Here is a 13,505-nt window from a genome sequence, read left to right as displayed (position 1 = left end):
GAGGAAGAGAGTGCTCTTGAAGATATTTTAAAAGTAGAGATGCTTGAACTTACTCTTGGTTATCAGCTTATTAAACTTGCAGACAACTCTCAGGGCGGGGATTTACTAGAGCGTATCCGTTCCATGCGTAGAAAAATTGCCAGTGATTTTGGATTTTTAATGCCACAAGTGCGTATACGCGATAATCTCCACCTCAAACCAGATCAATACCAAATTTTACTCAAAGGAATCAGCATCGGAGAGGGAATAATCAATCCCGATAAATTTTTGGCAATGGATAGTGGAATGGCTACAGGAGAGATTCAAGGTGAAGCTACAAAAGAGCCTGCTTTTGGGCTTGATGCTATTTGGATACTTCCAGAACAAAAAGAGGATGCCATCATCAACGGCTATACTGTTGTAGATCCTGCAACTGTTATCTCTACACACATGAGCGAGCTCGTTAAACGCAACGCCGAAGAGTTACTGACACGCCAAGAGGTACAATCTCTTATTGATAAAATCAAAGATGATTATCCTGTTATTATTGATGATGTTCTTAAAGTTGCTTCTATTGGTCTTATTCAACGCGTATTAAAAGCACTACTTCATGAAAAAATTCCGCTCAAAGATATGCTTACAATATTAGAAACCATAGCAGACATTGCAGAATTTACAAAGAATGTTGACATTATCACTGAACAGGTACGAGCAAAACTCTCACGCGTCATTACTCAGATGTATGCAGGAGAGGACGGTGTTATACGCTTACTGACTTTTGACACGCAAACAGAACAACTTTTACTACAAAAATCTCAAGAACAGGATGGAGTAAGAAACCTTCTCTTAAATGTAGGAGAAATCAATGCGCTTATACAAGCAACCAGCCAAAAAGCAACAGAAGTTTTACAAAAAGGAATATCACCGGTAATCATCATAGTTGATCCACAAATACGTCGTAGTATTGCTGAAATATTTGAGAGATTTTCTCTTGATGTGGTTACACTTTCTCATGCAGAAATTGATGCAAGTGCTACATTTGAAGTTATGGGCTCTATAGCCATACAAACAGAAGAATAAACTAAAAAAAGGTATAAAATGACAAACAGAGTAATCCACCATCTATCACACATCGATTTAGATGGTTATAGCTGCCAGCTAGTAATGAAATATACACCCTACGAAAAGTACAATTACAATGCCAATTATGGTCCAGAAGTGAGACAAAAACTAGATTTAATGCTTGAAAACATTAAAAAAGCAAAAAAAGATGCCTATATCTTAATTACAGATCTCAATTTAACAGCAGATGAATCACGATGGTTGCAACATGAAGTAAAAAAGACAAATGACAACTACTGTAATGTAAAGCTTCAGCTACTTGACCATCATGGTAGTGGTGCAGAAAGTGCGAAAAAATTTGATTGGTATTTTCTTGATGTTGATCGTTGTGCTACTAAAATCACTTATGATTATGCAAAAGAACATTTTGATTTAGATGAGCCAACATGGATGCAAAAATATGTCAATGTCGTAAACGCAGTCGATTTATGGAAACAAGAAGAGCATGAAAATTTTGAATATGGAAAAGTTTGTATGCGTCTAGTAACTGAGACAAGAGAGCTTAACCGTATTATGTTTGCTGAGGAAGACTCACATTATAAACTATCACTTCTTTTAGAGGCAGTAAAATATATAAATCAACCAAGTGCACCTATTGTTCTTGATGATAAAATCCACAGACTAAAAAAAGATTTTTTTAGAGAAGGTGCAGATAATACTCTTGATAACCTTGCCACAAAATATGTTGTAAAACTTCTTGGAGATGCGAGAAAAGAGAAAACTATTTACTACAAAGGATACAGAGGATATCTTAGTTATGGTGTAGGAAATACATCTATTGTCGGAAATGGTTTTTTAACTGCTTACCCGGAATATGACTTTATCGTTGATGTAAGTTACCGAGGTGCTATGAGCTTACGCGCAAACAACAATGTTAGCGTTGCTTTAATATCAAAAGAGTGGGCAAATGGTGGAGGACATCCAAACGCAGCAGGAGGGAGAATTATGGGATTTAAAGAGCAGTACCGCTACGATAAGGTCAAACAGCAAATTGAACAGATTATTAACGATAAAGAGTCACGTGCAGGAGAGTTAGAGTATAAAAAGGAGGATTAATACCTGCTCTTTCTACAGTTGATAAAGTAACGTTGTACACCATCAGCAAGTCCCCTTGCTAATGTTTTTTGATAAGTTCTATTTTCAAGTCTCTTCGCTTCACGTGGATTTGTAATAAAACCTGTTTCTACTAAAACGGCAGGCATTTGGGCACCAACAAGTACCCAAAATGGGCCTTCTCTCACTCCTGCATCTTTAACATATTTGTACCTCTTTTTCAAAGATGCTAATGTACTTCTTTGCAAATCAATTGCTAATTTATTTGCAGCTATAATATTATGAGAATTAAGTGTATTCAAAAAGCTCTCTTTTCCATAATAATTCATATCTATCAAATCACTGGAATTTTCAATTGCCGCGACTCTTTTAGCCCTGCTTGAACGAGATTTTGACAAATAATAAGTCTCAAGCCCATATGTTTTTTTTGCATCATGTTTACTCACTGCATTTGCGTGAATACTTATAAAGATATCGGCATTTTTTCTATTGGCAAATTTCGTCCTATTTCTAAGTTTGACAAAATAATCACCATCTCTCGTCATATATACCTTGTATCCGCGAGCTTTTAAAATATTACGAAGTTCTTTGCCAATAGCCAAAACAACATTTTTTTCTTTATACCCTCTATAACCAATAGCTCCGGGATCTTTACCTCCATGGCCAGGGTCAATAACAATAATCTTATCTCTATCTATCCTTGTAGGAGTCTTGCTACGATGTTGATATTGCACACTATTGTGGATAATTTTATTACTACCGATTCTCACTATAATTTTTGTCGGTTTTTTACTAAAACGAACTTTAATAGGAGAACTATTCTCTATTACTAAACGCAGCATATTTGGATTATATTGAGAAAGCTTAATATTGCTCACACCCTTCTTTCGTAGTGTCTGCGACTTTGTAAGCATAGAAGCATGAATATTAAAAATATACTGATACATTTTCCTTTTAGCATCATATTTATTATAATAATTTATCTGATTATTTTGCAGTTTCTTATCAAAGAGAAGTTCTAAATTGCCATTTTTCCAGAGTATAGATTGCAGTTTATGTGAAGATTTTATCTTGATTTTTGTTCTTTGTTTAGCACTATATCTCTTTTTTGTATGCAAAGATTTTGAAAGTTCCTTAGCATAGACAGAGACATCAATATGTAGCTTTTTCCCTGTTCTTGTAATCCCTCTTAAGGATTTTAAACGCAGCCAATTATTGTTATTCATCAATGCTTGTAAGTAGAGATTTTTGTAATCATTGTAAGCTTTAAACTGCTCACTTTTAGCAGGAGATCTCTCAAACGCAACTGCACGCTTTAAAATGCTTTTATCACTAAGAGCATAAAGCGAGAGTGAAAATAGTAATGAGAAAAGAAAGAAGAAACGAATAACTAAAATATTATTCGCCCTGTGTTAATTTATCTAATAACTCTTTTACAGTTATTATTTTATCAAGTTTATATCCATTTGTTCCAGAAAAAAAGAGTCCTGTCTCTAAATTTCCTTCATAAGCATCACTCAGCCTATCCGCAATACAAAAACCAACAACTTTTGCTTCTTCTCCACGGTTACAAGGAGCGACACAATTCGAGATACATTTAATAGCTGGGCCTTCTCTTTTATCAACCAAATGTGTAAGATTTGTCACAACACCTTGTGCGGGGTAACCTACAGGAGACCCCATAAGTTTAATGTCACCCTCTTTTGCATCAAGTAAAACTTTTTTAAAGTTTGCATGTGCATCACACTCATAAGTACCAATAAAACGTGTTCCCATCTGAACACCACTAGCACCAAGATTCATCATCTCTTCAATATCATTTTTATCCCAAACACCACCAGCAGCAAAGACTGGCATTGAACCCCACTCTGCCGCTTCTTCAACAACAGGTTTCACAAGACTTTCAAGCTGATACTCAGGCATAGCACACTGCTCATATGTAAAACCTTGATGTCCACCACTTTTTGGACCCTCTAAAATCACAGCATCAGGAAGACGATTGTAACGTTTTTTCCATCTTCTACAAATGATTTTCAATGCTTTTGCAGATGAAACAATAGGTACAAGTGCTACATCAGGATACCCCTCAGTAAATTCGGGCATATTTGTTGGCAACCCTGCCCCTGTAATAATGATGTCCACACCTGCTTCACAAGCATCACGAACAACACGACCGTAGTCATTAATAGCATACAAAACATTTGCTGCTAATGGTTTAGTCCCACAAATCTTTCTTGCATTTTTGATGATTTCATGAAAACCCTCTTTTGAATAAAAGTTTGTTTCACTTAAAGGTCTATCAGATACAAGTTTTTTTGCAAACTCTTTATTTTTATAATAACCGGTACCAACTGAGCTAACCACTCCAAGAGCCCCCTCTTTAGATACATTACCAGCGAGTTGATCCCAACTAATACCAACACCCATTCCACCTTGAATAATAGGAATTTCTATCTCATATTTACCAATTTTTACAGATTTAAAACTCATTAATTCACCTTCAATTTTGCAAATTTTCTTTTTCCAACTTGTAGAAGATACTCCCCGCTTGATAATTGCAATTTATCATCAGAAACTTTTACTTGGTCTATTTTAACACCACCTTGCTTAATATCTCTTCTAGCTTGAGAAGTAGATGGCTCAAGTGCACAATCAACTAAGGCTTTACATATCCAAATATCTTCATTAACTCTAAATTCTGCAATATCTGTTGGTATTTGACTTTTAGCATGTACTTTTTCAAATTCTGCTTTTGCACTCTGTGCAGCTTCCCCATTATGAAAACGCGATGTTATTTCAAGTGCCAAATCTTCTTTTACCTTTTTAGGATGAAGTGTTTGCTCTTGAACACCTTTTTTTAAAGATTCTATTTCATCTAAAGATTTGTCACTTAAAAGTTCATAATAACGCCACATCAAATCATCTGAAATACTTAGAACTTTTCCAAACATATCATTTGGTGCATCAGATACACCGATGTAGTTCCCTAAAGATTTACTCATTTTTTGAACGCCATCAAGACCTTCTAAAATAGGCATCATCAACACAGCTTGTTGTTTTTTTATATCATATGCTTTTTGAAGTTGACGACCCATTAAAAGATTAAATTTTTGATCAGTACCACCTATTTCCACATCTGATTTAAGGTATACACTATCGTAACCTTGTAAAAGGGGATACATAAATTCACTTGTTGCAATAGGTGTATTTGATTTAAAACGCTTTGAAAAATCATCACGCTCTAGCATACGTGCAACTGTTAAGTTAGATGCCAGAGTAATCATATCTGCAGCGCTCATATTACCCAACCAATCATCATTGTAAACAATATCAGTCTTGCTCTCATCTAAAATTTTAAATGCTTGTGTTGTATAACTAGAAATATTTTTTATAATATCCTCTTTTGAAAGCACCTTTCTAGTAATATTTTTTCCAGTAGGATCTCCAATAGTTGCAGTAAAACTTCCTATAAGAAACTGAACTCTCGCTCCATATTTTTGAAAAATTGCAAGCTTTTGTAGGAGCACAGTATGTCCAAGATGTAAATCAGGTGCAGTTGGGTCAAACCCAGCTTTTACGGTATATGTTTTACCCTCTTCAAAATAAGCCTTTAATAATTTTTCAATTCTTTCATTGTCAATTATCTCTGCACTACCTCTATCTATTTCTCTAAGCGCTTCGTTTATCATCTCTATTTCTCTTTCTTTAATTTTTATATGCGTCGTTAGTTTGGACTAAATCAATCACTTTAATTTTTGAGTCTATTTTAGCACGAAATGCATTAATATCTGCTTCTTTGGTTTCAAATTCAAGTTCACAAAACTTCGTATAGTCTCCTGCATTTTTACCAAGTTCAATAGAATTAATATCTATATCTAATTTTACCAAATAACTTAAGAAGTCTGCAAGAGCCCCTTTTTCATTATGCAAGGAGGCAATAAGTTTATATCTATATATTTTTCTTTGCGCCCATTTTATAAATACCATTGGTTCATAATTATTAATCTTCACAAGAGCATTTTTACACATTTTATGGTGAACATGTACTTTTGACTTATCTAGAAATCCCATAACTTCATCGCCAGATTTTGGATGACAGCAGTAATCAAAGACTACATCACTAATATGTGTAGAAGAGTAAATTTCCAGTCCCGCCATTGTAAATTTTTTAAGCTTAAATCTATGTCTAGCAACAAAACTTTTAAATCTACTATTTTTACCAATATCTTTTGTATATTTTCCAATAAGATTTTTCAAATGATCAACATCATCAACTATATTTATATAATTATTGCAATTATGAGACTCTAACCACTCCTGCACCCTAGAATGATTCAAATTCATTACTGTAGCAATAATATTGATAGCTATTTTTGAGTTTATCTCTTTAATTCTTGCATTACAAATAATGCGCATATTTGTTTTTGCTTTAGAAGTTTTCACTGCGTTTAGCCAACTACATCGCGGAATATCTGATTCACCCGTAAGAATTTTAACAATATCACCATTATTTAATTCAGTAAGTAGCGATGATTTATTTTTATTTACAAGAGAACTCATTGCTCTATTTCCAACCGCAGTATGTACAGCATAAGCAAAATCAAGAGCAACTGCTCCGCGAGGCAGTGTAAAGACATCGCCAGTTGGAGAAAAGACCGATATATCTTCAGAGTAAAGGTCATTTTTTATAAGATCATAAAACTCTTCTGCTGATTCATTATGATACTGTAAACCATCCAGCCAATCTAGCTTGACATTGTTACCACCACTTTTATATTTCCAATGTGCTGCAACACCAAGTTCAGCAGTTTTATGCATCTCAAAAGTACGAATTTGTACCTCAAAAATAGCAGTATTGTAAAAAACAGTTGTGTGGATTGTCTGATATCCATTATCTTTTGCAATGGAAATATAATCTTTAAATCTGGAAGCTAAAGGACGAAAGTTTAGATGTACCAATCCTAAAATAGTGTAACACTCAACTGGCTCTTTTGTAATAATTCTTACAGCTAATAAATCTAGTATTTCATCAATACTTACACCTTTACGCTGCATTTTTAGATAAATAGAATATTTATGTTTTATACGAGAAAGAATTTCAAAATCTTCTTCAAAAAAACCATTTTTTACAAGTAAATCCGACAAAGAGGCTTTTATTTCATTCAGCTTCGTCTCAATAGCATAATAATTTTCTTGCAAATATGTATCAATCTTTTGTTTCTCTTTTGGAAAAAGATACCCAAAACTCAAATCTTCAAGTATATTTTTTAAAAATGAAATTCCTAAACGATGGGCAATAGGAGCATAAACCACAAGTGTCTCTTCAGATATTCTTTTTTGTTTATCAGGTTTTAATGCATCTAAAGTAAGCATATTATGGAATCTATCACAAAGTTTTACAACCAATACACGAACATCTTTTATGCTCGCTAAAAGCATCTTTCTAAAAGTTAAAGCAGAAAGAATAAGCCTCTCATTTGACGAAGATGGTACAAGTTCATTATCACGAAGAGAATCAATTTTAGTAAGACCAGCTACTAAATGTGCAACATCTTTACCAAAATGCTCTGCAATTTCTTCTATGGATACATCAGTATCTTCTACCACATCATGTAGCAGAGCTGAAATAGCCATAGACTCATCGCTTGTAATTGAAACAACAATAGCAGCAACCAAAATAGGATGAACAACATAAGGCTCACCACTTTTTCGTACTTGACATTTATGAGATTCTTTAGAAAAAGAGAGCGCTTTATTTAAAATTTGACTCGGCGGAACCTGATCAAATAAATATGTGGTAGCAGAGTCCACATCATGGATATTTCTAATTAAATCTATATCTAGTTGACTCGGCGGCAAAATATTACTTTACTTGATCTGTAAAGCCTTTAACAAGGACAAGACCTTCTGCAATTTCCATAAGTGCTAAATCTGCAGATTTAATACGACTTGTGTTTACATTTAACTTACTAATTGCACCATTTTCTAACTCATCACATCTTTTTGCTACAGCAATTGCTAACTGATAACGGTCTAAATTTGGATTTTCATCTAAAATTTTTGCTGTTAATTCTTCAATTTTCATTTTCTTCCTTTTTATAAAACTTATCTAACTATAGAACATTTACTCATGTTCCCATTCAAAATATCTAAAAGATTTCCTTCAACAGACATGTCACAAACTATGATTGGGAGTTTGTTGTCTTTTGCAAGAGCTATAGATGTATCGTCCATAACTTTAATATGATCTTGCAACGCCTGATCATATGTAAGCTCATGTAATTTTACAGCATCACTATATTTCACAGGGTCTTTATCATAAACACCATCTACTTTCGTAGCTTTAATAATAACTTCCGCACCAATTTCTACTGCTCTAAGTGTCGCCGCAGTATCTGTTGTAAAGAAAGGATTTCCTGTCCCTGCCGCAAAGATTACAACACGATTTTTTTCAAGATGGCGTGTTGCTTTACGATTTATATAAGGTTCTGCAATTTGTTCCATTTTAATTGCAGTCTGCATACGTACTTCTAGTCCAGCATACTCACAAGCTTCTTGCATAGCTACACCATTAATTACTGTTGCTAACATTCCCATATAATCACCAGATGTTCTCTTAATAATACCATCTTGTGCAGCTGTAACACCACGAATAATATTTCCACCACCAATAACTATACCCACTTCAATACCGGCATCAACAAGAGATTTAATCTCCTGCGCAATGTATTTGAGTATTTTAGTGTCAATTCCATGACCTGCTTCACCAGCGAGAGCTTCACCCGAAAACTTAACTAGAACACGTTTTTTAGTCATGTATACACCTTTTTTATAAAATCTTAGTATTATACAGAATCTTGGCTTTTACTTTGCTTTGGATGTAAGTATCTCTACTTTTGTGCCTCCTCTTTAGCACTTTTCAACAGGTATTTTTTATCTTCTCCATCATTTGGAAAGGTACTTTTCCCCAATCTAATTGAGTATTTTGTAAAAATAGTTGTAATCCTTTGCAATACTATATTGTAATGCTCTTTTTCTAAATACTCATTAAATAAAATTACAAATTCATCTATGTTTATTTGGGCAAGAAAGTCCTCATTTCTAATACATCCAGAAAGTTTATTTGCTGCGTTTACAATATCTTCATCATTCTCATAATATTTTAATTTAATATAAACAAAAAGAAAAGTTTTTTGATGCCTTAAAGCTCGATCAATTTGCTCTTTTAGTAAAATATCAAAATTTGCTTCATTAGGCAAAAAAGTAATGGGATTAAAATAGGCATCTTTAATCAGTGTCTCAGAATTCTCTCGAAGATTATTGATATTACTTCTCTGAATAATATTTAGAATAATACTTCCAGTTGAAATCACAACTAAACCAATAAGCATATATAAATATAATTCAGATTCAGACATAAAAATAGGCTCCCCTTTACCAACTTCTATAAGATTGTACCATATAATAGATTTAGATGTAAATTCTTTAATAATAAAGAGATATAATTATCTAAAAAATATGGTGGATATATGTCAAAATTTTTACAATTTCGTTGTGACTTAGACAACTTTATAGATGAGCTTAAATACAAAATAGAAAATAACAATAAAAAAGTTAAAAAACTTTTAACACAAAAAGAGCCAAATTATGCTAATTTTGTTAAACCATTTGAGATGATGGAAGAGGATTTAGAAGAGTTTTTCACACCTCTTTCTCATTTAAATGCAATCAATAATTCTGAACAAATGCAGGAAGTTTACACAACTGCTTTACCTATAATTACAGAGTATTCTACCCTACTTTCTCAAAATTTAGAGATATACAATATTTATAAAACTATTTTTAAACAAGAAGCAGACCAACTTAACTATGAACAAAAAAGAGTTCTTGAGTTAAATATTCAAAATTTTGAATTAAGTGGTGCAAATCTTGATGAAAAGACAAAAAAAAGATTACAAGAGATAAATATATCTTTAAGTGAATACTCAAATGAATTTTCTCAAAATCTACTCAATGCAACTAATGAATACTCGTACATTATTACAGATGAAGATGACATCAAAGGTTTACCTCAAAGTGAAATTGAAAATGCAAAATTTGAGGAAAATGGAGAAGTAAAATATAAATTTACACTTCAAATGCCTTCATACATTGCATATATGACCTATGGACAAAATAGAAAAATAAGAGAAGAACTCTACCGTGCTTATGTATCAAGAGCCCCTCAAAATGCAGATTTAATAGATAAAATTCTTGCACTAAAATATGAAATGAGTAAGCTTTTAGGATTTGAAAATTATGCTCAACTCTCTTTAGCAACAAAAATGGCTAAAGATGAAAAAAGTGTTTTAAATTTTTTAAATTCACTCTTAGACAACTCTATTTCTCAAGCAAAAAATGAACTAATAGAGCTACAACAAATTGCACCTCAAAAGCTTAAAAGTCACGATACAACATACTACGCTGAAATATTAAAAAAAGAGCAGTATGCGATTGATGAAGAGGAGTATCGTCCATATTTTGAACAAAAAAATGTGCTAAATGGAATGTTTGAATTTTTGCATAAACTTTTTAACATTAGATTTGAAAAAGTAGATGAGAAGTTATGGCATCAAAAAGCAACTGCTTATAATGTATATGAAAATGAGCAATTAAGGGCAAAGATTTATCTTGATTTAGAAGCAAGAGAGTCTAAACGAGGTGGAGCATGGATGCACAACTGGCAATCTCACTGCACCAATGAAAAGGGCGAAGAACTTCCTGCTAGTGCATTTATAGTTTGTAACTTTGCACCTTCTAGTGAAACAGCACCATCTCTACTGCGTCATGATGATGTTGTAACACTCTTTCATGAAACAGGACATACAATCCATCATATTCTTAGCACTGTTAATGAAAATGAAGTAAGTGGTGTAAATGGTGTTGAGTGGGATGCTGTTGAATTTCCATCTCAATTTTTAGAGAATTTTGCTTATGAGCCAAGAGTTCTTCAAATGTTTGCAAAACATTATAAGACAGAAGAGATTTTACCAGATATTATGATAAAAAAACTTGTAAAAAGTAAAAACTTTCTTTCAGCTATGGGAATGTTAAGACAACTAGAGTTTTCAATATTTGATTTTCAACTTCATACAAAACTCTACAAAAAAGATGAAGTACAAAATTTACTTGATACAATTAGAGAAAAAACAGCACTGATCAAACCTCCAAAATATAACAAATTTCAAAATGGTTTTGCTCATATCTTTGCTGGTGGATATGCTGCTGGATATTACAGCTATAAATGGGCAGAAGTTTTAAGTGCAGACCTCTTTTATGAAATAATTGATGAAGGTATATTTAACTCAAAAATAGCTAAAAAATATCTCTCAACGATCTTACATAAAGGAGGTTCTAAAAGTATGGACATACTTTACCATGAACTTATGGGACGAGAACCTGATGTATCTAAACTTTTAAGACTCAATGGTATAAAATAGATGAAATTTTTCACTCTTTTTTTACTCTTTACAAGCCTATTATTTGGAGAAAATATTTTGAAAGTAGCGACATACAATGTAGAAAATCTTTTTGATTTACATAAAAATGGATATGAGTATAAAGAGTATATTCCCTTTACAAAATCTAATTGGAATAGAAAAACTTACCAAATTAAGCTAAAAAACATAGCTCATGTCATAAAGGACATTGATGCAGACATCATAGCTCTACAAGAGATAGAGTCACTTCAAGCTTTAAAAGATTTAAGATACCAACTAAAAAGAGATGGACTTTACTACAAGTATTACAAAATAGCAAATTTAAAAAACACCACCATTAAAGTAGCAATTTTAAGTAAAATACCATTTGTTTACACAGAAGAAATTGCCGTTACAAGCTCATATAGATATAGAAATATACTAGAAGCTAAATTTAAAATAAATAACGAAGATTTATATATATTAGTTAATCATTGGAAGGCAAAATCTGGTCCAGAAAGTATGCGAATAATCTCAGCAAAAAAACTTTTAAAACGAGTAAAAGAGCTTGGTACAGATAAAAACATTATTGCATTAGGAGATTTTAATTCAGATTATGAAGAGTATAAATCATTTAAACGCAAAAGAAGGCTCAATGATACAGATGGTAAAACAGGTATAAATAATATTTTAGGAACTATTTATTATCAAGACAAAAGTAATAAAGTTAAAGTATCATCATATAAATTTTACAATCTTTGGTATGATATTCCCTCTAATGAAAGATACTCTTATATATTTCGCAATAAAAAAGAGGCAATAGACAATATTTTAGTTACTAAAGCACTTCTTGATCACAAAGGTATTGACTATAAAGAAGGATCAATACACTCATTTAAGAAAAAGTATCTTTTTCATGGCAAACATATATACAGATGGCAAGTGACACGTCAATATCCCTACAGAAATAAAGGTAAAGGATATTCAGACCATCTACCAGTTATAGTAGAATTCACCTATTAAGATTGGGTGATTAAAGACACCAATCAATCTCTGCTTTTGCATGCATTTTTAAATACTTATTTGTTTTAGAAAAAGGTTTTGAACCAAAAAAACCTCTATATGCAGAGAGTGGAGAAGGATGTGGTGCTTTTAATATAAGATGATTAGATGTATCAATTAATTTTTCTTTCATCTGAGCAGGCTTACCCCATAAAATAAACACAACATTTTCAAGCTTATCACTAATAGCTTTTATAGTAGCATCTGTAAAATATTCCCACCCTTTACCGCGATGAGAACCTGCTGTAGCAGCACGTACACTCAAAACAGCATTAATTAGAAATACACCTTGCTGTGCCCACTTTGAGAGATTACCACTTTTTGGAAAATCACAACCTATATCTTCATGCAACTCTTTTAAAATATTAACTAGAGATGGTGGAAACTTAGTACCATCTTGCACAGAGAATGCTAAACCATGTGCCTGATTTTCTCCATGGTAAGGATCTTGACCAATAACAACAACCCTCACATCATTAAATTTAACTAAATTATATGCTGTAAATATCTCTTTATTCTTTGGAAAAACAGTGTACTCTTTTTCTTCCTCAACTAAAAAAGCTTTAAGAGAAGAAAAATACTCTTTCGTAAATTCTTCTTTTAAAACATTTTTCCAACTCTCATCGATTTTTGGATTTACAGAATACAAATTAATACACCTTTTTTGAAATAGTATCATAAAGAAACTAATAAAAAAGACATAAAGACGTGTAAAAATAGATTCTAAAATATCATAAAAAAAAGTTATAAAAATAAATAAGTAATTAGAGAATAAAGAGTGAAGTAAAAGTAAATAAACGATTAACTAGGCAGCGACCTACATTTCCACAC

General features: G+C 32.5%; 12 protein-coding genes. 4 read left to right on the top strand and 8 right to left on the bottom strand.

Features of this window, described 5'->3' with window-relative positions; translation table 11 throughout:
* Both MV589_RS07390 and MV589_RS07385 read left to right on the top strand, forming a co-directional pair.
* Positions 1 to 1,059: FHIPEP family type III secretion protein (locus MV589_RS07390; RefSeq protein WP_297433444.1), on the top strand; the 1,059-nt coding region annotated here is incomplete at its 5' end.
* Positions 1,060 to 1,077: 18 nt separating this feature from the next.
* Positions 1,078 to 2,157 (top strand): DHH family phosphoesterase, encoded by a 1,080-nt coding sequence (locus MV589_RS07385; RefSeq protein WP_297433442.1) that lies wholly within the window; start codon positions 1,078 to 1,080, stop codon positions 2,155 to 2,157.
* Here MV589_RS07385 and MV589_RS07380 read toward each other — a convergent pair.
* From MV589_RS07380 to MV589_RS07350, 7 genes are all read right to left on the bottom strand, one after another.
* Positions 2,154 to 3,380, bottom strand: a complete 1,227-nt coding sequence (locus MV589_RS07380; RefSeq protein ID WP_297433440.1) for an N-acetylmuramoyl-L-alanine amidase family protein — start codon at positions 3,378 to 3,380, stop codon at positions 2,154 to 2,156. The genes MV589_RS07385 and MV589_RS07380 overlap by 4 nt on opposite strands.
* 172 nt (positions 3,381 to 3,552) lie before the next feature.
* Positions 3,553 to 4,644, bottom strand: coding sequence for a nitronate monooxygenase (locus MV589_RS07375; protein ID WP_297433438.1), 1,092 nt, complete (start codon positions 4,642 to 4,644; stop codon positions 3,553 to 3,555).
* The gene (tyrS, locus tag MV589_RS07370) at positions 4,644 to 5,843 is read right to left on the bottom strand and encodes a tyrosine--tRNA ligase (protein ID WP_297433436.1); all 1,200 of its coding nucleotides are present in this window, start codon (positions 5,841 to 5,843) and stop codon (positions 4,644 to 4,646) included. Before tyrS ends, MV589_RS07375 begins: the two co-directional genes overlap by 1 nt.
* A gap of 16 nt (positions 5,844 to 5,859) precedes the next feature.
* The gene (locus MV589_RS07365) at positions 5,860 to 8,013 is read right to left on the bottom strand and encodes a RelA/SpoT family protein (protein ID WP_297433434.1); all 2,154 of its coding nucleotides are present in this window, start codon (positions 8,011 to 8,013) and stop codon (positions 5,860 to 5,862) included.
* A 4-nt stretch (positions 8,014 to 8,017) separates the two neighbouring features.
* Positions 8,018 to 8,239 (bottom strand): DNA-directed RNA polymerase subunit omega, encoded by a 222-nt coding sequence (locus tag MV589_RS07360; protein ID WP_297433433.1) that lies wholly within the window; start codon positions 8,237 to 8,239, stop codon positions 8,018 to 8,020.
* Between the two features lie 20 nt (positions 8,240 to 8,259).
* Positions 8,260 to 8,970, bottom strand: a complete 711-nt coding sequence (pyrH, locus tag MV589_RS07355) for a UMP kinase (RefSeq protein WP_297433432.1) — start codon at positions 8,968 to 8,970, stop codon at positions 8,260 to 8,262.
* Positions 8,971 to 9,044: 74 nt separating this feature from the next.
* Positions 9,045 to 9,572 (bottom strand): diguanylate cyclase domain-containing protein, encoded by a 528-nt coding sequence (locus tag MV589_RS07350; RefSeq protein WP_297433430.1) that lies wholly within the window; start codon positions 9,570 to 9,572, stop codon positions 9,045 to 9,047.
* A 111-nt stretch (positions 9,573 to 9,683) separates the two neighbouring features.
* Here MV589_RS07350 and MV589_RS07345 point away from each other — a divergent pair, with 111 nt between their 5' ends.
* Together MV589_RS07345 and MV589_RS07340 are read left to right on the top strand one after the other, a co-directional pair.
* Positions 9,684 to 11,633: a M3 family metallopeptidase gene (locus MV589_RS07345; protein ID WP_297433429.1), complete on the top strand. Its 1,950-nt coding sequence runs from the start codon at positions 9,684 to 9,686 to the stop codon at positions 11,631 to 11,633.
* A gap of 57 nt (positions 11,634 to 11,690) precedes the next feature.
* Positions 11,691 to 12,635, top strand: coding sequence for an endonuclease/exonuclease/phosphatase family protein (locus MV589_RS07340; protein ID WP_297433427.1), 945 nt, complete (start codon positions 11,691 to 11,693; stop codon positions 12,633 to 12,635).
* Positions 12,636 to 12,645: 10 nt separating this feature from the next.
* Here the strand turns inward: MV589_RS07340 and MV589_RS07335 are convergent, their stop codons facing one another.
* Complete coding sequence (locus tag MV589_RS07335) at positions 12,646 to 13,353, bottom strand: uracil-DNA glycosylase (protein WP_297433425.1); 708 nt, start codon at positions 13,351 to 13,353, stop codon at positions 12,646 to 12,648.
* Positions 13,354 to 13,505: the final 152 nt, after the last annotated feature.

Origin of the sequence: Sulfurimonas sp. (genome assembly GCF_026991475.1) — a bacterium.
Taxonomy (GTDB): Bacteria; Campylobacterota; Campylobacteria; order Campylobacterales; family Sulfurimonadaceae; genus Sulfurimonas.
This window is presented reverse-complemented; position numbering and strand designations above follow the sequence as displayed.